21 protein-coding genes are annotated in these 19,727 nt (G+C 49.1%); 1 reads left to right on the plus strand and 20 read right to left on the minus strand.

Annotated features, from left to right (window positions below; all coding sequences use genetic code 11):
• Positions 1 to 48 precede the first annotated feature (48 nt).
• The 4 genes from BMY78_RS17780 to terS all read right to left on the minus strand — a co-directional run bounded on the left by BMY78_RS17780 (position 49) and on the right by terS (position 4,713).
• Positions 49 to 1,086 carry a minor capsid protein gene (locus BMY78_RS17780; RefSeq protein ID WP_090901299.1) on the minus strand — a complete coding sequence of 346 codons (1,038 nt, stop codon included), beginning with the start codon at positions 1,084 to 1,086 and terminating at the stop codon, positions 49 to 51.
• Positions 1,070 to 2,479, minus strand: coding sequence for a phage portal protein (locus tag BMY78_RS17785; protein ID WP_090901302.1), 1,410 nt, complete (start codon positions 2,477 to 2,479; stop codon positions 1,070 to 1,072). Before BMY78_RS17785 ends, BMY78_RS17780 begins: the two co-directional genes overlap by 17 nt.
• Positions 2,480 to 2,659: 180 nt before the next feature.
• Positions 2,660 to 3,958: a PBSX family phage terminase large subunit gene (locus BMY78_RS17795; protein WP_090901307.1), complete on the minus strand. Its 1,299-nt coding sequence runs from the start codon at positions 3,956 to 3,958 to the stop codon at positions 2,660 to 2,662.
• Positions 3,955 to 4,713: a phage terminase small subunit gene (gene terS, locus BMY78_RS17800; protein WP_090901310.1), complete on the minus strand. Its 759-nt coding sequence runs from the start codon at positions 4,711 to 4,713 to the stop codon at positions 3,955 to 3,957. The genes BMY78_RS17795 and terS overlap by 4 nt, the downstream gene beginning before the upstream one ends.
• 117 nt (positions 4,714 to 4,830) lie before the next feature.
• Here terS and BMY78_RS17805 point away from each other — a divergent pair, with 117 nt between their 5' ends.
• Positions 4,831 to 5,442 (plus strand): hypothetical protein, encoded by a 612-nt coding sequence (locus BMY78_RS17805; protein WP_090901315.1) that lies wholly within the window; start codon positions 4,831 to 4,833, stop codon positions 5,440 to 5,442.
• 103 nt (positions 5,443 to 5,545) lie between these two features.
• On the opposite strand, the gene BMY78_RS17810 is transcribed toward BMY78_RS17805, so the two are convergent.
• The 16 genes from BMY78_RS17810 to BMY78_RS32895 all read right to left on the minus strand — a co-directional run bounded on the left by BMY78_RS17810 (position 5,546) and on the right by BMY78_RS32895 (position 19,725).
• The gene (locus tag BMY78_RS17810) at positions 5,546 to 5,953 is read right to left on the minus strand and encodes a DUF3908 family protein (protein WP_090901318.1); all 408 of its coding nucleotides are present in this window, start codon (positions 5,951 to 5,953) and stop codon (positions 5,546 to 5,548) included.
• Positions 5,946 to 6,194 carry a hypothetical protein gene (locus BMY78_RS17815; protein ID WP_143067044.1) on the minus strand — a complete coding sequence of 83 codons (249 nt, stop codon included), beginning with the start codon at positions 6,192 to 6,194 and terminating at the stop codon, positions 5,946 to 5,948. The genes BMY78_RS17810 and BMY78_RS17815 overlap by 8 nt, the downstream gene beginning before the upstream one ends.
• Positions 6,195 to 6,341: 147 nt before the next feature.
• Positions 6,342 to 6,770, minus strand: coding sequence for a hypothetical protein (locus tag BMY78_RS17820; RefSeq protein ID WP_090901324.1), 429 nt, complete (start codon positions 6,768 to 6,770; stop codon positions 6,342 to 6,344).
• Between the two features lie 18 nt (positions 6,771 to 6,788).
• Positions 6,789 to 7,289, minus strand: coding sequence for a hypothetical protein (locus tag BMY78_RS17825; protein WP_090901327.1), 501 nt, complete (start codon positions 7,287 to 7,289; stop codon positions 6,789 to 6,791).
• Between the two features lie 192 nt (positions 7,290 to 7,481).
• Positions 7,482 to 7,946, minus strand: coding sequence for a sigma-70 family RNA polymerase sigma factor (locus BMY78_RS17830; protein ID WP_090901330.1), 465 nt, complete (start codon positions 7,944 to 7,946; stop codon positions 7,482 to 7,484).
• A gap of 3 nt (positions 7,947 to 7,949) precedes the next feature.
• On the minus strand, positions 7,950 to 8,771 hold the full coding sequence (locus BMY78_RS17835) for a hypothetical protein (RefSeq protein ID WP_090901335.1): 822 nt from the start codon (positions 8,769 to 8,771) through the stop codon (positions 7,950 to 7,952).
• A gap of 14 nt (positions 8,772 to 8,785) precedes the next feature.
• On the minus strand, positions 8,786 to 10,174 hold the full coding sequence (locus BMY78_RS17840) for a DEAD/DEAH box helicase (protein ID WP_090901338.1): 1,389 nt from the start codon (positions 10,172 to 10,174) through the stop codon (positions 8,786 to 8,788).
• Positions 10,156 to 10,428 carry a PDDEXK family nuclease gene (locus BMY78_RS17845; protein WP_090901340.1) on the minus strand — a complete coding sequence of 91 codons (273 nt, stop codon included), beginning with the start codon at positions 10,426 to 10,428 and terminating at the stop codon, positions 10,156 to 10,158. Before BMY78_RS17845 ends, BMY78_RS17840 begins: the two co-directional genes overlap by 19 nt.
• A 288-nt stretch (positions 10,429 to 10,716) precedes the next feature.
• Complete coding sequence (locus BMY78_RS17850) at positions 10,717 to 13,119, minus strand: virulence-associated E family protein (protein ID WP_090901343.1); 2,403 nt, start codon at positions 13,117 to 13,119, stop codon at positions 10,717 to 10,719.
• 17 nt (positions 13,120 to 13,136) lie between these two features.
• Entirely contained in the window at positions 13,137 to 13,469 is a 333-nt protein-coding gene (locus BMY78_RS17855; RefSeq protein ID WP_143067045.1) for a hypothetical protein, read from the minus strand.
• An 84-nt stretch (positions 13,470 to 13,553) separates the two neighbouring features.
• Positions 13,554 to 14,099 (minus strand): DUF6877 family protein, encoded by a 546-nt coding sequence (locus BMY78_RS17860; protein WP_090901349.1) that lies wholly within the window; start codon positions 14,097 to 14,099, stop codon positions 13,554 to 13,556.
• A 3-nt stretch (positions 14,100 to 14,102) separates the two neighbouring features.
• Positions 14,103 to 14,264, minus strand: a complete 162-nt coding sequence (locus tag BMY78_RS32890; protein WP_177185767.1) for a hypothetical protein — start codon at positions 14,262 to 14,264, stop codon at positions 14,103 to 14,105.
• Positions 14,265 to 14,970: 706 nt separating this feature from the next.
• Positions 14,971 to 16,938, minus strand: a complete 1,968-nt coding sequence (locus tag BMY78_RS17870; protein WP_090901355.1) for a DNA polymerase — start codon at positions 16,936 to 16,938, stop codon at positions 14,971 to 14,973.
• Between the two features lie 70 nt (positions 16,939 to 17,008).
• Positions 17,009 to 17,854: a DUF2815 family protein gene (locus BMY78_RS17875; protein ID WP_256222177.1), complete on the minus strand. Its 846-nt coding sequence runs from the start codon at positions 17,852 to 17,854 to the stop codon at positions 17,009 to 17,011.
• 102 nt (positions 17,855 to 17,956) lie between these two features.
• Positions 17,957 to 19,138: a DUF2800 domain-containing protein gene (locus BMY78_RS17880; RefSeq protein ID WP_090901361.1), complete on the minus strand. Its 1,182-nt coding sequence runs from the start codon at positions 19,136 to 19,138 to the stop codon at positions 17,957 to 17,959.
• Positions 19,138 to 19,725 carry a hypothetical protein gene (locus BMY78_RS32895; RefSeq protein ID WP_177185768.1) on the minus strand — a complete coding sequence of 196 codons (588 nt, stop codon included), beginning with the start codon at positions 19,723 to 19,725 and terminating at the stop codon, positions 19,138 to 19,140. Before BMY78_RS32895 ends, BMY78_RS17880 begins: the two co-directional genes overlap by 1 nt.
• Positions 19,726 to 19,727 lie beyond the last annotated feature (2 nt).

Here is a 19,727-nt window from a genome sequence, read left to right on the forward strand (position 1 = left end):
TTTGACAGTTTGACCACCGCCTTTCAGGGAATGCGGAATAGACCGCCATTAGGCGGCCAGTACATAGCGCTTATACCAATCTTCGTAATTCACATTTGCTGGCACGAGCATGGTCTTCCCGGTCTGTGGATCTCGGGCACGTCGCTGCATGCCTGCGATCGCTTCCTCGCCGAACCAGCCCCGCGTTGTACTCCGGCACCAGGCGTGTAGTGGTGGCAAGTTCACACCAGGCTTTGCTTCCGAGACGTTGTACACCTTCAGGTCATGTTTCCGACACTGTTCAGACGTTCGACTATCCAGCGTAGCCATGAACTGATACTGATCCACACCAGCCTCTCTATACGCCGCCATCTCGCCTGCGTTGGACATATAGGTGGTTTCAGTCCGGATAAGCCGAGAAGCAGCAAATAGCCCCGTCTGCATAATGTCAGCCAACTTCTGCGCCATCTTGGCTGAGCTGAGTCCACTCATGAATCCGGACGTGACCACATCAGACACCTGATCGGCCAGGTACTCCGTATTGGACCACACGCGGCGGCTGAAATGGGTACCGCTCCATGGATTCAGCAAAATGGCTTCAATATCACCAACAGGAATTCGCGCAAAGTTGAACCCAATGCCAATACCACGTTGCAGATCGAAGATGGAACGATAATAGCTCTTTCGGATCGTCTTCAGGTAGCCGCTACGGCTGGCCGTCAGCTCCACATCTGCAATCACTTTGCCCTGGAGTGCGATGTGCTCTTTCAGGGCCTGCAGACGGGAGATCCTTGCCCGATAAGCTGGTGCATTCATACGGGCCAGCAGCCACCGCTTGATTTGGTCATTCTTCACTCGGGGATACCACTTCTTGGCCAGCTTCAGCAGCGGATTCGGGATCTTCTGGTTCAAGAACCGGCGAGCCCGTTTCGGGTCCATATCCTTGCTGAACGTCTTAAAGATCTTATCGATCTCAGACTGGATGTCTTCCTGCGCCATCTGATATCCACGGGTTACCGTCCTGATCGTCGTGTTAGCATCCCGGTGGTATTCGGCCATGCGCTGCTGCGCCCGTCGGTCCCAATAGGTGCTACTCCTCGTCTTCATCGTCCGTCACTGGATCCTCATCATCGTTTTGGTCACCCATCGGCATGCCAAACGCTGCTTGCTGATCCTTCAAGGCTTGGGCCTTCTCAGCCATGACCTTCTCATTTTCGGCCACCGGATCCTTAACGAAGGAAAGCTGGCTAATCAACGTCTCATTGCTTACATGGCCACTCAGCTGACTGATTAACAGAGCCGTTTCAGTGTCATTACTCGGCAGACTGCGTGTCATGGTGATTTCAACGTCATTGATGGCCACCGCCTGAGCTTTAACCTGAAGAATGTTGGCGAACAGCTTCAATCGCTCACGTAAGCCCTGCACAAAATAGCGTTCCTTGGTTTCGGCCAGCTTTTCTAAGCCAAACAGCTTGTACTTCATGGCCTCCCCGCTGACGTTGCCGGCAAACTTCTCGTCTGTCAGATTGGGTACCATCGAAAACTCATGAATGTCAGACTTCAGCGCATTTCGCAGCACTTCTGTGTCCGCCTCATTCAGCGTCTTCGTTAGCCAACTGGCATCCGCATCTACTCCTGCAGGTAATTCCAGAACCTTGTATTTCTTCAGCATACGGATCGTCCTGCCTGCATCCTCCTCCGTATCGCCCAGGCTTGCACCAATGAGCTTCAGTATGGAGTCCACGAACTGCTCTTTATCATTCATACGATCACTGCCCAAAGTGTTGTATGCGTTGATCAAGCTCAGCTGCTGTTCGAAGTCGCCCTGCTGCTCTTCGTTGTTCCAAAACTCCACCACCGGCACTGTCTTGTAATAATGATTGGTGGATGAGATCTGCTCGAAGTCTTCACCACCGATATCCTTGATCTCATATCGGGCTATCTTATTGGCCGTGTAGACGTTGACGTACCAGCCAATCGCCTTGTTTTCCATATCCCGCTTCTCGTAGTAGTGGACCGCAAACAGGCTCTTATATTCCACGGAATCGTCCACAACCAGGAAGATCTGGCGGGGATCGATACAACTTACGCGGGGAATCGGCGGATCATCACTGCTCATGTAGTGGAGCTCCAGCGAAATACCATACATGGACAAGTCCTTGACCATCTCGGAATCATGACTGGCCACATCCGCAGCCTTGTATGCATCGGTGATTGGTTCAATCTGCTTGCCGGTGTACTTGACTGGATCGCCGCCAAAGTATCCGGAGGCAACGTCCGTAATGTACTTGGCGTGATTGGCCACCAGCTTGTTATTCGGCAACCCCTTGTCATCGCCACCCAGATCGCGCTTCAGGATCTCGTGCTTGCCTTTGTAATAATCCTCCAGCTTCTGGATCCGCTCAATACCGTCTCGGTGCTCCTTAATACAGTACTGCAGGAGCTTGGCCGGGATCTCGTCCCAGTTGGGCAGCAGCTCACGACTTCGTACGATTGCCACGTCTCTTCACCACCTGTCCTTTAACTATCTTCCAAATACCAAGAAACCAAAGGAAGATGTAGCCGTGCCATTGGATGTTTAGTTCCATTTGAATATCCATGCTCCCTGGGGTGGCCGGCTTTAACGTGTAGTACACCCCGGGATAGATACGTTGCTTACCCTCAGGTAACCTTGCCATCGTTATCTCACCCCAATTCTCGCTTTACTGCTTACCGTCGCCGCATAGCCTTTCATGTCGGCCACCTCGTAATCGTCCAGGGCATACCAAATAGCCGAGAACGTATGCGGGTCGATGTTGAACTCGTCTTCAATGATCTCCCCGTTCTTGTCCACGGCATAGGTTAAATCTTCAAGCTCAGATTTGACGTTTACGCAGTTCGATGAACAGACAATCTTCTTGAACCGCTTGACCTTCTTCGTATACTGCAAGCGGGAGCCGGCAAACTTCTTCGCAGGCTGCATGTTGAATCCCATCTGGCGGTAATAAGCAATGGTCTTCGGCTCTGCGCTATCCGCCCGGATCAGCTCCCTGGACTCCTTGAACTCCATAATCTCTGCTGCCGTCCGGTCATCCGTCATCTTGTTTTTGTAGTACTCCCAATGGATATACAGGATCTTCTCCTTATGATCCACGGTCAGACGGACCAGGGCGTTGTATGACGACTCAAAACCGAAGTCCATGCCGTTACGCTTGACGGGTGACTTAATCGCTTGGATCGCAGCCATTACTTCCTCGTGTGGTGCAACAACAAACTGTGGTAACACCCTGATTCCGTTCACACCAAAACGCCCACGCCGCGCAATGCGGTGCAGGTCTGGGTCATGCGTCTTCAGATCCTCCAGCTGCTCGATATAGCTCTCAGGCAGGAACAGGTTATCATCTGCCACCGAATGGTGATAATACGTATCCTTGATGATCACAACGCGATCACGATACAGGTCCACGTCATCCAGGACGTGAACATTGTTCTTCGGATCCTTAAAGAAATACTTATAGCTCCAGTTCGCCGTGCTGACCGGGTTGGTGCTCAGGACCATATGAAGCTTTAACTTAGGGTGCCGCAGCCGCCCGATCAATTCTTTAAAGCCTGCGTACTTCACCTCGCTGCACTCCTCAATCCAAACAATCGAAATGTTGTGTATGGATTTCAGTTTGACCGGTTTGTCCATCCCCTTGAATATGATCTTACTGCCATTCGGGAACCGGATCTGCATCGGGGAGCTGATCGGTTTAACCTTGCCCTCCAGATCCAGATCGACGATGATCTCCGAAAGCAGCTCAAACGTGGAATCACGAAGGGTGTCGTAAACCTCCCTGACCACTAAAGCCGTCCTACGCTCCTCCAGCAGCTTCAGAACCAGCTTTAAGGCAACGTGATAGCTCTTGGACGATCCGTATCCGCCAACCAGGAAATAAAACTTGTGCTCCCAGTCAAACAGGAAATCCTCGAAATGGGGGTTCACTTCCTTCTCGGTCATGAGCGTTCACCCTTTCGAACGATCCGGATCTCAATCGGCTTATCGTCATCCTTGGCCACCTTCTGATCTATCAGGCTGACCTCGCCTTTCAGCTTCTGGAGCCTCAGCTGCTGTTCCTCATCAGCGTGACCCTGGCGGCACATCTCTTCGTATTGCTTAATCATATTCTGAAGGGTAGCCATGGCCCTGCTCTGAGCGTTAAGGAACGTTGCCTGTCGATCCCAGGCAAATTGGAATTCGTATTCCTGCTCAATCGGGATCTGCTTCATTTGCGGCGAATCATCGGCGCTGTCACCTGGAACCTGAACAAGTTCAAATTTCTCTTTCTTCAGCTCCTTGATCATCTCGTTCTTGTCAGTAACGTACATGATCTGCTGGGCTCGGATGATGGCCGCACACTGAATCGAGATCTGATCACCTAGCATGTCAAGCGGGGATCTCGTCTCGATCAGCTCCATGATCTCCCTGGCTTCTGCCGGTAGATACTTCGCAAACAGACCGTGTGTCTTCGCATTGCTGTTTCCCTTGGGAGCGGATCCGCCTTTATTCCCTTTCGCGTTCTGATTGCCAGGCGGTGCACCAGGTCGTTTTGTGTGCATACCTTTTGGAGGGTGTGCACCCTTTCCCCTGTTCCAGCCATGACGCTGCTTCCAGCTTTTCACGGTGTTCAGGGAAACGTCATATTTCTCGGCAATCTCTTTATATTTCAAGCCGTCCAGGTAATCCTGTTCAGCCAGTATATGCTTCTCGGCCATTTACATCACCACCACCCCCGCCGATTGTGTTTGTTTTGTATTTTTGCGATTTTTTTTTGAAACCATCATCAGACTTTCTTCGTTTAACAACCAAAAAGATAAAAAGGAGTTTAAACAATGACTGGAATAATTGGTATTTTTGTGATTCTTGGTGCATTTACATTTTTTTTAGGATTAACGATTCTCGTCGATTTTGAAAATTTTAAGTGGGTATACCAAAAGTTAAGAAAGCCTTTAAAAGAGTTTAAAACAAATGCTGAAAATCAAGACAATAATGGAGTCCTTACTGGACTTAGCATCAAATACCTTGATCTTTACAATGGATATTCAGTTGATCATTTAAAAGATCTCGAAACAGAGTTATCCATGAAACGTATAAAATATACAGAAAACCTTCAGTTTTCAAGCTATCTGGGTTCAATGTTAGCTTTACTAGCCGTATTAATTGCAGTTTTCACTGTCGCTTCTGAGTACTATCCTATGGAGACTTTAATAATATTTGTTTTCTATAGTTTATTATTACTTGCCATAGTAACCGCTTATATGATGGGTGATTTAACCACCCGATTATTTAATGGCAATCTAATTGAGAAGCACCTTTTTACAGTCCAAAAAGTAATTATAGAAAAAGAAAAATCAATTAACATTTCGGCAGCTAAAATACAAGAAAATAAAATTTTAAGAGAAAAAAGATTGAATAGATTACGTAAAAAAAAGACCGCTAAGTAATTAACGGTCTTTTTTTACAACTTTCAAATTCCAGCTGATATATACAACCCATCGTCGTTTGTGTTTGTTTGTATGGAATAGAAAAATCACCCCCGATGGATGCTTATTTCAACATGATAAAGATATTTTCAATGTATTTTGCGTATGTATCTTCCCAATCATGATTTGAATCAGCTTTAGAATCAAAGAAAAAATTTTCCCCTGATCTGAGTTTTATTTCAAGTTGCATCTCTTCTTGGCGGGAATTCGACTTAATAATTCTCAGCGTCTCAACTTGAAAATCTTTGTAGTACATGACATCAGATGCTCTTGCGTTTTGCCTGAAACGGATAATACTTCTATCTGTGAATATAAAAAACTCAACTTCTGCACTGTCAGTAAAGAAATTTTTGGGATAGAATGCTCTCACTTCATCATCGGTAACGTATTTTTGAATATTCGATAAAATCTTCGTAAATCCACCATAAGAGATGCTACTCATTTCTCTTTTGAAATCACGATAACTATTCATTTTCACTCAACTCCCTCTCGACACCATACTTCGACAGGAAAGAAGAACATTCCTCTTTCAACAATGACTCCGTGCCACCTGAAGGACCGGCTTTCTGTTCAGTACCTGGTGCTGGGATCGGTAATGCCTTCGGCAGATCTCGCAGGCGCAGCGGCTTCGTCTTCACACACTGCTCATCATAAGGCTCGATCAGCTCCAAAAGGGGAATAACTTCCTGACGCTCTTGGATTTTATGGGGCATTACTCTGAATGCCTCGCCCAAGCGTTTAAAAGCTACCGAGATTCCAACGATCATATGCCTATGTCGATCATTGATCCGTTCATCGTAATCAGGCTCCTCTCGGATTAAAAGAAAAAGAGCCCATTCCCTTTGAGAAGGAAGGACTCTTTATGCTCCATAGTGAAACTCCATTTTACTTTTTAATAGGGAAAGCGCATCTTCCCAATCCACACCTTGACGACTGTTGCTTACGTGTATATAGCTTACTTTATGATTTTTTCGACTTTTCTTCTTTGAAATCATTTCTTGTATAACCATCTTTTGGGCCTTTCTTTCAAGAAGCATCTCTATGAATTCCCCGAGCATCACTGGGTAATTGATTACTGGGAAAAAGAAAACTTGTAAACTGACAAGCTTTTTATTTTTCAGATATCCACCTAATATTACTAAATGGAGAACCAATAAAACTAGAGGAAGAAAGGGTATAACCAAATACGCACTTATACTGAAACGTACACCGTTCTCGTTGAATTTCATTAAAGTGCCCAACACTACACCAAGATACATCAACAATATTATATAAACAAAGGAAAACATTGCTCTGCCTCCTTATTTCTACTTTTTAATTCCAGCTTGCTTTCTGTAATAGTTCATACGTTCTTCAAATTTTTCAACAGATTCAGCTCTAGCTTCTTCCTTTAACTCTTTTCGGTTCTGCCTCTCTTTAGCAGAACTATATACTACCCAATCATTGAAAGCCAACACCAACCAAATACCGCAAAACATCCAAACTGAATTAACAGTTATTTGATAGTCCAAAAGGTATACACTCTGCCCTTGAGTTACATCATGATTCTTCACCATTGCGCTATAGATCACATTGGCTAAAGCCACACAAATTGTGAAAAGAGAAGTCCAGAAACCGAACCCTTTTGATACTTTCCCCCATAACGAAACTGGAGTAAAACCATGATAATCAAAAGCGAAGGGCATTAGATACAGCAAAAGAAGGCTGTAGAATACAACCATAGATACGTTGGGATCAAATAAGGATGCCTTTAGAACAATATATGCAACAAGAATGTACCCGACCCTAAAACCAAAGAAATTATCCATACATGACTGTCCGCCCTTACCTAAATGTTTACCCTTATTTTACCACAAAGATAACATAAATGATATAAACAGGGTCAAATTGACCAGCCAAATAGACCTAAAAAGAGCCCTCCGCGATGGAGAGCCCTGTTATATACATACGTATAGTGGGACACTTGCATACACGGTGTAATACAGTACGTAATACAAGAATCAGATAAAATCTTGTTTAAGCTTCGCTTTTGCTCGCTTAACATACTCATACGCCGCGCCTCTTGACAAGTTAAGTCTAGACGAAATTTCCAAAAGCGTCAAGCCTTGCGCCATGTGAAGTAGAAAACACGTTCGTTCTCTGTCACTCAGTGCCAGCAGAGCATCTACCAGGCGTAGTCGTTCAGCATCGGTGATCTCCTGCCCTGATAGCTTGATATAAATCTCACGTTGCCGATACACGTCGGTAATCTCGACGCCACGGCGGCTGCCTGGCCGTCTCCCGCGTTTTAACCAAGTCAGGGCATATCTCATGTCCGACAGCATTTCAGAAACCGTATCTGCCTCCTCGGCCTCCTGTGGATCATCCAGATCCAGACTCTTCCGGTAATTGTCCAAGGCTCTGGAATCCGTTGCATATTGACTGATCAGCGTCTCAATCCACGTTGCTTTGGTCGTTGTTGTCATAAGCTATTCCCCCGATGCAGACAGGCGATTCAGTATCCAACGTGCACGAGTCAGATCCTGAATAGCTGTATCCAAACGCAGAACCTCGCTGATCGGTGCTGCATTGACAGGCTCCGGCTGAAACACATGCTCCTCTAACTCAGCAATACGATCCGTCAGACGGTTATTCTCCTCAATCAGACTGTCACCATGTTCTCGTAATGAGTTGATCGTTGCCAGATGTTCTGATATTTTAGCTGTTTGATCCTGACTTAGTTTATATCCGCTCTCAAACATTCTCTTGTACTCGTTCCGATCTTGCTCAACCTCTTTTAACAGTTCACATAAGCGATTGTTATCCTTGTTCATCTCATCTCTGTGTTCCTTCAGTTGCGTAACCTCGGTCGTCAGCCGTTCGATCTCCTTCTCCGCTTTATCCAGCAGCTCCGCGCTTGGTGGTCCTGGCGGTGATACATCTTTCTCTCGCAGAAGCTTCTCCTGTCTTGGCTTCCGCGCTTCGGCCCACTTGCTGATGTGATTATAGATCGTTGCCTCGGAAACGCCTTGTTCCTCTGCGATCCGTCCGATCGTCTTTCCAGATGCACGTTCTGCGTTGAACTGTTTTTCAGTCAGGTTAAATTTAGCTTTGGCCATATCGTTATCCCCCTTGGGTCTTGTTTTAATTTCAACAGGCTTCTTGAATGCCTTATCCCGCTTTGTGGCCGGGTATTTCAGCCGGATCTCTTCCAGTTCTTCCGGTGTCAGCTGCGTGGTGGTGACTGGTGATGGCGGAGATCCTTTCAGCTCGTTCTCCCTGCGCTTTATGCCATAATGCCAGTTACTCAAAGGGCTCACCCTCTCTATTTGATCCGCTCAATGCGTGCTTTCAGTGCATCCAAAAGCTTGTCCTGTGTGGCAGCCTTACCTTCCAAAGCTTTCATCACGTCCTCGTCAGCTCCGCCTTGCACAACCAGGTGATGCAGGATAACCTTCTGCTTCTGGCCCTGCCGGTGAAGACGGCCATTCGCTTGCTGGTACAGTTCAAGGCTCCAGTTCAGTCCGAACCACACCACATGGTTCCCCCCGTCCTGCAGGTTAAGCCCGTAGGCTGCACTGGCTGGGTGGGCAAGCAGGATATCCACCTTGCCAGCATTCCAGTCCAGTTGATCCTGTGGAGTCTTCAGCTCACGGATCCGTAAGCTCGTTTTCTCCAAAGCCTTCTTGATCCGAGTCAGGTCATGCTGGAAGCTGTAGAACACCAAAGCCGATTTCCCGTTAAGCTGTTCCACCAGCTCCATGAAGGCCTCGATCTTGTTATCGTGGATCTCGAAGACCTGCCGGTTCTCGTCATACAGGGCACCGTTGCACAGCTGCAGCAACTTGCCTGATAGAACCGCCGCACTGGTTGCCGTGATCTCAATCTCGTCATCGATCTCCAGAAGCAATTCCTTCTCCAGCTGGTTATACTGCTTCTGGGCTTTTGCATCAAGGACAACCGGAATGACGTTCATGATACTATCCGGTAGCTCCAGGTAATCCTCCGCCTTCATGCTGATACATAGATCGGCAATCTGTCGCTGTATCACATCATCCGCACCTGGTTTCGCGGTGTAGCCGTGGCCGTTATAGTTCTTCTCGAAATACTTCACTCGGTACCCGGTGATGTTCTTCTCCAGACGCTTGCCCTGATCCAGTAAATTCACCTGAGCCCACAGGTCAAGCAGCCCGTTAGGTGCCGGTGTGCCGGTTAGGCCAACAATCCGCTTGATATGTGGCCGAACCCAAGTCAGCACCTTGAATCGCTGTGCCTTGTGATTCTTGAAGCTGGACAGCTCGTCCAGCACCACCATGTCAAAGGGCCAGGCATTCCGGTAATACTCCACGAGCCATGCCACATTATCCCGGTTGATCACCCATACGTCTCCTGGTGTGTTCAGCGCCTTGATTCGCTGCTGTGAGGTACCCAAAACAGTAACGATTCGCATATGTTTCAGGTGCTGCCACTTGGCGGCCTCATTGCCCCAAGTAGCCTCGGCCACCTTCTTCGGGGCGATAACCAATGTCCGGCTAACCGCGAACCGGTTGTACTTCAGATCGTTAACGGCCGTTAAGGTGATGACCGTTTTTCCTAGACCTAGATCCAGAAACAGCCCAAGGGCCTCATCGGTCAATAGCCGGTTAATGCAATACCGCTGATAATCATGCGGGACAAACTTATTCCGTTCGAAGCTCAAAGCTCCCGCAACCATATGTCCACCTGCTCTCTGCTGTCGATCACCCGTACTTCATGCCCCAAAGCCTGCATCCGCTTATGTTGCATTAGCTGCAGCTTAGTCGGTTTCTTGCCCGGTGCCTTCAGCTCCACGAATACGCTCCGACCTTCCGGAAGCAGTACCAACCTGTCAGGCACACCTGAATTACCAGGCGATACGAATTTATAGGCGATACCTCCGATGGCTTTTATCTTTTCTCGCAAATATGATTCGATTTGGCTCTCTTTCACTTGACATCTCTCCTCAGGGTGTGTTACGCGTGCACGCACTACGCACGCGGGACTATTTTATAATTAGGCGTATTAGGCGTTATATATCTTCTATAATCTCTATATTCTATTTGTTTTTTATCTTTAACTAGATAACTGTCAACAGTGTCAACAAAGTATAATAAAAGTATATATAGCAAGGGTTTATGACGTTGACAGTTGTGTTGACACTCATGTTGACACTTGAAAATCTGTCACATTCCTTTGTTGACAGTTAAGCGAGTGTCAACAATTCATCTGTCAACATTGTCAACAATCTTTGCGGCGATAACCGCGCTGGGTTTCGTATGGGCCGAATCGTCCGCGATACTCCTCCCATCCTGGTATGCAGGATAAAATGCCATTAATTTCTCGTGTGTCCGCTTGTTTCATAAATTTGATGTCCGAATTGAAGCATTCGCACCAAACCTCTGCGGCACATATCCGGTCCCGGGGGCCTCCCTCGCCTTCCTGGGGCTTCCCAAACTCGCCGGACCAGTACATTCGTCTCGTGGGTAAATCACGTTTTAACCAATCTTCCGGAACAGGCCGATCCACGAATGCCTGGATGATGCCTTCCTTTGCGTTGCTCTCCCTGTGAGCCTCCTGGCGCTCTTTGGCCCACTCTTCGATATCTCCAGAAAGATACAAGGGCTCATTCAGCTGCCACCGTACATAGGCTTCAGCATAAATCTGATCGACTTCACCCTTCAGATCCTGAAACACACTCTTTGTCGGCCGCAGTACTCCTACATCAATAGGCCAGAACCGCCGATTGCCTGTTCGATCCCGCAGGAACTCACTATCATTCGTAGTACCGAAGAACACGCAGCGCCTCGGATAAGGCATTGTACGTTTGCCATAGGCTTCACGATAAATGTCTTCCGTCCGGCTCAAAAACTGCTTAACGGCGTTGCTCTCGGACTTGCTCATCCCCGTCAGCTCCCCGACCTCATTCAGCCATATGCCCTGGATCAGCTCCATGGCGTCCTTGCCCTCAAAGGTGGTCAAGCTGTCGGAATACCAGTCTTTGCCCATGAACCTCAGAAACGTCGATTTACCAAGCCCCTGGGGCCCCGCCAGAATCGGCATATAGTCCCATTTGACGCCAGGCTCCATCGCTCTGGCCACAGCAGCCGTGAAGGACTTCCGGGACACCGTCCGGGTATACAAGCTGTCCTCTGCACCCAGGTAATCGGTGAATAGCGTATCCAACCGTTGAACACCATCCCACGTCAGCCCCTCCAGATAACGCCGTACATCATTGAACCGCTTCTTATGCGTGATCAGGGTTAAAGCGTTGTTAATCTTGGCATCTACCGCAATGCCGTACACCTTTTCGATATAATGGTAGATCCCTGCATCATCCGAACTGGCCCATGGCCGCCGTTCTTCTCTGGCATCCCATGGGAGCGGACCAAGTACCAGACCCCGATTGGCGAATTCATCAAACGCGATCTTATCCTTTAAAGCCGGATCATACTCCAGAACGATCAGCACGTTATCCACCGTCTTCAGGTATACCCCGTTACTGTTGAATTCCAGCCGGCGCATCCAGTCCATATCCTCTGGCTCTGCCGGCAACACTGGAGAGTCGGCAAACGCTGCAGTAGCCTTCTGGTGACGTTCCTGCATAAGTAGTCCGGCCACAGGCTCCTGGCGCATGGCGAAGTCCATCATGGAGGTGTAAGAAGGAAGCTTGTTCGTCGGTGTCCCAGGCTTCGCCTCGTCGTCCTGATCTCCAAACTTGTGAAGCCGTACCAGGTCAAAACTGTTGACCAGCCTTCCGCCCGTCGGATCCGTAGCGTGGTGAGAGAATAAGAACTGGCCATCGTCATAAACGATCGCACCGCCTGTAGTTGAACCGCCTACGTACGTAAGTCTGCCGCTGCCATCATCCGTGTTCAGATACACACCGGGCAGGAACGCCTCAATGGCTGCCGGCACGTCGTAGACCTTACAAAAAGCCCCGACCATGCCCTGCTTCTCGGTGGGATCTCCCTGCTTCGCCGCCAGTCGTACATGAGTCTGTCCGGTACCGGGCACTTGTGGCCACGACGCCACATTACGCCAATCCGGATACATGGCCAGAAGACCATCTACCGAAAGAAAGGGTTTATCCCCGAACGTGAACACATACTGACTGTCTGCGCTGCAGCTTGGCCAGTACATGAGCCGAGAAGCTTCGAACGTAGTCGGGTCACACAGCCCAATGCCGATGATCTCCCCGAGCTTACGGGCAATTGGCTCATACTCATCCGCTGTGGCCATCTTGTCCAGCGGAGCCACGACCCGAAGCCGAGGCCGGTTCTCTTCATGCTTCCGCGTACTATAAACGGCATAGCCGCAGCCCAGGGAGTCCAGACGACGAAGGATATCCGCCGTCCCGCCTGCTGGGATATTATCAAGGTCAAGCGTAACCAGATCACGGCCAATGACCGCGTTGGCTTTCCGGCGACCGCCTGACAGACTGCCACCGACAAAGCCGCCAACGTCCTTCAGGTCATCCTGTTTGCTCTTAGGCAGCTGCAAGTATTCCGCCAGCGTTTCCGCACCCCGTACAGCAGTCCGTAAACGCTCGACGATCTCCGACCAATAGGCCGTTTGCGTCTGCCAGTTTGTGCTGTGTCTGGTCCCGGCGCTTGATATAGTTAGTTGTCTGTCAAATTGCATGACGCCTGCCTCCTGGTTTAATCAATCTCTATAACAGGTAAATCCGTTAGTGCATACTGCTGCCAAGGCGGTATCTCATAAAGCTCTATCTCGCCGTGGTTGCGGCTATTGGACGGGTCTTCATGATGAATGGTCATTACGCCTCCAGGATCCAGCCGAACATCCACACGCCGATGCTTCAGCGATCGGGTTAACCTGCGGAACAGTTCATAGTCAATGACCATCGAACGCTCTTCATCCTCAATAATTGCTGGATAGCCCTTGATCGGGGAAAGCGAATCAAACTGACGAACCAGGGTCCTTCTTTTGAGCTGTTTGGCTGGGTGCACACGCCCGGATCTGCGCGCCAAGCATAATTTTCTTTCTGGATATGGCGCTGTTGACACGTTTCTTTGATTCGGAAATGCGCTTTTTCTCATCTGCGGTTAAAGCTCTCAAGTCTGATCACCTTCCTTCAAAAATCTGCGTGCAAAACGCAGCTGCTGTTCGATATAGGTATCCGTCTCCTTGCCACCTGAAGCCAACCAATCACCGATACGCTGGTTGATATCCTTGAGAACAGGTAACGGTAGCTGGTCAGTAATCTTGTTTATCTCTGCCATTGGATTTTCTGAATCCTGCAGTTCCAGCTCCTTAGCGTCATTCTCTGAAACTAATCCCAGGTCGATCAAGGTTAGAAATAGCTTTTGAAATGCCCTATTACGAATTTTGGTGAAGGTATCCTTTGAAATAGGCGGATCAAGATGAAATGTGTAAACATTCAGATCACTACGCTGAAAATCCACTAGATATCTGGCAGTTATTAATTTCTTTTCACTCTCACTCAGCAGACTAACCGCTGAATTAACAGCATCTACATAAGTTTTTCGAATAGGATTATTAGAGGAAAATTTGCACAGGTCATATTGCTCAAATACTTGTTTCATAATTTTTGAAATTCTTTTAAGATCCATTTCAGGAACAACTGTTTTTACATCCAAGGGTTATTCCTCCTCATACCACGTGAATTCATCCCTAGCTTCTTGCCAAACCGAATCTTGGTAAGCCAGGTTTATTTCTTCTGTAACGTTGTCTTCAAATTCAAAGGTTTTAGGGTAAGGACGGTATCCCACGCCCTTATTACGACTAAAGGTAATTCGTCTCATTCCCTAACCTCTCTTTCCAGAAATATGCTTGTCGCTCGACTACTGTCAGTAATGAAAGGTATATAAATTAAAATTAATTCAAGAGAATTTTTAGAAAATATTGTTGTACTAGCAAAAATGGGCCGAAGCTCGAATATCCTTTCCTGTATTCACAAAAAATCCCATTTAGAAAAGAGGTTTTCAATTTGTCATATTCTCCAATTGGATATGGTCAGGCACCAGTTGTTCAATTTGCAGGTAATACGCAACCCCCATACCCACCAGGTCCCATAACCATACAAAGACATCAGAGATTATTGACTTTTGATCAACAAAAACTCAGAGACGACGCGGCAACTGCTGAAACAGGGACTGTTCCACCAGATCCAATTGGCCCCCCTCCAACTCCAACTCCAACACGTTATCTGGTAGAAAACAGTCCGCAAGAGAAACGTATTGTACCAGTGCCACAACTTTTAGCATGTAGTGGAAAATGGGCAAATATAGTGATAGGGGCTAATGTTTCCGGGCCTGTTTTGAGCCCAGCTGTACTATTCATAAACATAGTTAGAGCAGATGGGTTAGGGAGACCTGTGGTAGATGGCTGGTTTTTTGACCCCTTAACAGGAATTTATACGTTCTATCTCGGATATCCAGCAATCTGGATTCAGGTCATTTGGTGTTGAGTAAAAAACGCGAAGTGAAAACTTAGTTTGAAATATCCCAATTAATCCTTCATGTAAAAATCTGTGGTGAATCCGGCTGCCTTCAGAGGTAGTCCGGGTGCCCAGGGTACCGGCACTGCCATTAGATCCAAGACCTTCTCCAGGTCCTCCGGATAAGCCGATTCGATTCCGATTTCGTCATGAACATGCAGCACAGTATCAAAACCCGCTTGCTCCACCCGCACCAGTGATACGGCCAGACAGTCCCGAGCAATGGCCTGGACAATGTTCTCGACCAGTTTCCCGCCATACGTGCTGATCAATGACCACTTGCCGGTCTTCTGATCAGGACCCATGTAATGCAGGGCCTGTTTGCCAAAGTCGTTCTGAGCCAAGCGAGGCTCCACGTAATACAACTTTCTCCCGGAAGGCAATTGAACCGTAAAGAAGTCTAGGCCGTTTCCATGATGGCTCTCCCGAGCAAAGATGATGCCCCGAACGCCTACAGGTTGACCTGTCTCCATGACGCTAAGTGCAGCCTTCTCAAAACCAAACCACAGATCCACAATGCGCCGATTGGCGTTACGCCACCTCGTTACGATCTCGGGCAGCTCGTCCTCTTCCAGTCCCATATCCAAGGCACCCATGGCGATCAGTGCACCAGAAGCACCCTGGTATCCGAGAGCTAGTTCAGACACCTTGCCTCGTTGACGTAGATCCTTGTCCACCTGTTCAAGCGGTATCCCGAACATGGCCGACGCTGAAGCCTCATAAATCTTGCCGTGAGTAGCGAACACATCCAGCCGCCACTGCTCTCCAGCAAGCCAGGCAATGACCCTTGCCTCAATCGCGCTGAAGTCGGCTATATGAAGCTTCTTCCCGTCCGGAGCAACAAACGCTGTCCGGATCAGTTGAGAGAGTGTATCCGGTACATTTCCGAACATCAGCTTGAGCAGATTGACCTGCTTGTCTTGCACCAGCTGCCGAGCATACTGCAGGAGATCCAGTTCCATTTTGTTCTTGGTCAAGTTATGCACCTGAACCAAACGGCCTGCCCAGCGACCTGTCCGGTTCGCACCGTAGAACTGCAGGAGCCCCCGAACCCGTCCGTCTTCACAAGCTACCGTCTCCATGGCCACATACTTTTTAGTACTGGTCTTGGACAGCTCCCTGCGGATCTCCAGCACGCGCTTAGCTCTGCCTTCTTCCACGTTGTCGATCAGTCCCGATACGGTGTCTTTCCTCAGATCCTCGACCTCTTCCCCGATCTCCTTGGAAATCCATTTTTTGAGCTGAGATACGGACTTAGGGTTGTCCAGGCCGCTGATCTGAATGGCTTCCTGCATAAGCTCTGCTGTAATCTGTTGATCCACAGCCAGTGCGCCATCCACCAGCTGCAGGTCACAAGCAATTCCCCTTGCATTGATCCGCTGATCCAGGAACCAAAGATCCCATTCCTGTTCTGGTACCGGGAATACCGATAGCCGGCGAAGGATCTCGACTTCGGCCACAACGTCACCCATACAATACTGCTTGAACAGCTCCCACTTCTCAGGCTCATGATGGGGCAAGGTACGCTTCCGGAAGCCGGTTGACTTGGCAGGCTTCTTGATCGGAACACAGAACGTCCGAATCAGTGCCCCGCCGACGCCCATTTTCTTCTTGTCCTGGGGAAGGCCTAGCGCCTCGCCTACCTTGCCAAGTCCTGCAGGGTATCCACAGTACAATCCGTGAATCTGTGTGCAGCGCCAATGCTCTACGGGTGATGGCCAAAATTTATTCAAACAGTACCACTCGAAAGCCGCGTTATATGCGTGTTTGATGACTTCTTTATCATTTAAAGCGCGGATAACTTCTCCGGGGATGACTTCACCCTGAGTGAGATCAACAATTCGCGTCGGACCTCCGTCCCAAGAATAAGCGAACAAAAGGATTTCAAAATCAGGACTCTGAACGTATCGGTACAACCCTGCTTTCTTAATGTCGATGCTGCTGTAGGTCTCGATGTCAATACTGAGATGCCATGTCATGTTGTTGGTTTCCTCCTTTCTGGTAAAGTGAAGGGGTTCCGAAGAACCCCTCTGCTAAATGACTTATGAATTAGATCCCGTAAATCCCGCCACCATGGGGCTTGCCGGTGATTGGATCAATCTGCTGTTGCGGTGGTTGCTGCTGTCCGTATCCTTGTTGCGGAGCTTGTCCGTATTGTGGTTGCTGAGGAGCTTGTCCATAGCCCGGCTGTGCTGGCGGCTGTTGGCCATATTGCGGTTGTTGTGGTGCTTGGCCATACCCACCTTGAACTGGAGGCTGTTGACCATACTGCGGCTGCTGTGGTGGTTGTTGGCCGTATTGCTGTGGCGGGATCTGATCATAGCCCTGCGGAGCTGGTGCCGGCGCAAAACCTACACCGCCTCCATTGCCACCAAAAGCCTGTTCAGCGGAGATCCGTCCGCCCAAAGCTTCACCATCACGAAGGATCTGCACAGGGCCAAGGCCAGCACCAATTCCTTTGTTACCGCTGTTGCTATAAGCGAAGAAATTAATATTCACTCGGCCATATACGCCGGAGTAAACACGGGTTTGGTCAATGATTGGCCCCAAGTCTGGACCCACAACGGCCTGCTGCTGTTTACTGCTGGCCGTTAGAACCCAATGCCCTTTGCACTCCGGACCAAATGCCTCACCGTTCGGACGCGCGCCATCCCCATCGTGAATAGGGTTACGCGGTTGCGCTGGACGGGCACCACCCCATGCACCGGCTACGCCTTTTTGTGAAGCAGCTTCAATGGCTGCATTGATACGTTGCATGGTGGCAAAGTCGGATTTAGGAATCAGAATAGTCGTGCTGTATTTCGGTTCCTGCCCTGGCTGATTGGCGCGCGGTGTGAACAAGTTTACAAAGCTCAGTCTTACTTCATTTGTTGTAATTGCTGTTTCTGTTGTCATATTGTCATATCCCCTTTGATTGTGTTGGAATGTGAGATCAGTTTTTGGATCCCACTTGGAAAGCAAGTCGTCAAGGAAGTCATCCAAAATATCGCTCATAGATTAATCTTCCTTGCCGAATACGTCTTCTGGTTTTACTTGGTTTGTGATACTTGGACGCTTATCATCTGCAGGAGCCAGTGTTGGCGCTCCGGATCGGTTAATAACGTGTCCGGATTCGGCAAGTAACTCTTTATACACTTTCTTTGTCAAAGCAGTCTCCAGCTGTGGCGGTGTTAACGGCTTACGTTCATACAGGACAGCTTCCTCGATGCCTTTCTCTTTCAGATAGGCGAATGCTGCGTCCATATCGGCGTACTCACGGCTGCCCCGACCCTCTACGGCTTTCCAGCCTGGAACGATCCCCCCTTTCAGTGCTTCAGCCAGGGCTAACTTTTTCAACTCGTTATACCAGCTGACAATACCCTCAGCTCGCTTCAGTACGTCTGCTGCCTCATCCCAGCTAAGCAGCGGCGGCTTCAGCGGTGCTTTGGTTCCTGCCTCCAGGATCTGCTCCACTCTCGCCCGGCAAGTCGCTTTGGCCCGGCAGAATCCGCAATGAGATCCAGGAACATACTCACCTTCGCCATTGAACGCTTGCTGAGCAATCGGCTTGATTGATTCACCCCAGGACAATAGCTCGGCTGCAGACAATGACCACTCGGAAGGCTCATTCCACACTTTTGGTTGAACGATGGCCACATGAACAGTCTCAATGGGAAACAGGAGACTGAAAGCCTTGTAAGCACCCAGCGCATACAACTTCATTTGTGAGTTGTTCTCAGCCGATACAGGAACACCTTGGCCATTCTTGTAATCGATCACGTATAATCGGCCGCTGCCGATGATGATGCAGTCTGAAGTACCGAACCCTTCTGGAGCAATATGGGCATAGTCCACTTTCCGCTCGATGGCCACGAATGGCGGCGAAGGGAATTGGTGTACGATGGATTGAATGTAATCCACATAGGCGTTCGTATGATCATCCATGATCGGCTCATACAGTTCATCTGCCTTGAACTTCTTCAGCGCAGCATTGTATTTGCGAGTCGTCAGACCCGAGAACAGTTTCTGCAGCTTGAGCTCAGCGATCTCATGGGCGAGAGTCCCGCGCTTTGCCGCTTCGCTCTCTGAATCCGGAAGTGTGTCCTCCAGTCGTGGGCTAGGTGTACAGTGCAGCCAGCGGTGCGACGCGCTGGCTGACAGCAGGGCGTGATCCCGCTCTGCATGTGCAATCTCCGCCATTAGATGCGGCCCCCTAGGCTGCGCAAGAATGTGGCAAACTCACCGTACTTGCTCGGATCAAGCTGCGTCAGACCGCCTACTCCCTGCTGCTGCAGCCATCCTAGTAGCTCCTGGCCTTTGCCTGCATCCATAACCGGCTGAGCAGCTACGCCAAGCTGGTCAAGCGTATATGCTGGAGCCGTAGTTGGGACGCTTCCTTGTTGTGGTGGCTGCGGTTGGCCATGTGGTTGTTGACCTGGTTGGCCTTGCACTGGCAGCTGCTGGCCATATTGCGGTTGCTCTGGTTGTTGGCCATACTGCGGCTGCTGCCCGTATTGCTGTTGCTCAGGTTGATGACCATACTGCGGTTGCTGCCCATAACCAGGTTGTTGCCCGTATTGCGGCTGCTGTGGAGGTTGTTGCACGGGTGCCTGGGTAGACGGCTGAGTCGGTGCCGGTTGTTTAGGAACTGTGGAGACTGTGGTTTGTGCCGGCACATCTGCATTAGGCATACTGCCCAACGTGCCTGCCAGGTCGTGCACCAGGTTTTTAATGTCAGTTGCGTTTACAGCTTGGAATGTGATTTGGATCGGAACGATATTTTGCATGG

This window comes from Paenibacillus sp. OK076, from assembly GCF_900110055.1.
Taxonomy (GTDB): domain Bacteria; phylum Bacillota; class Bacilli; order Paenibacillales; family Paenibacillaceae; genus Paenibacillus.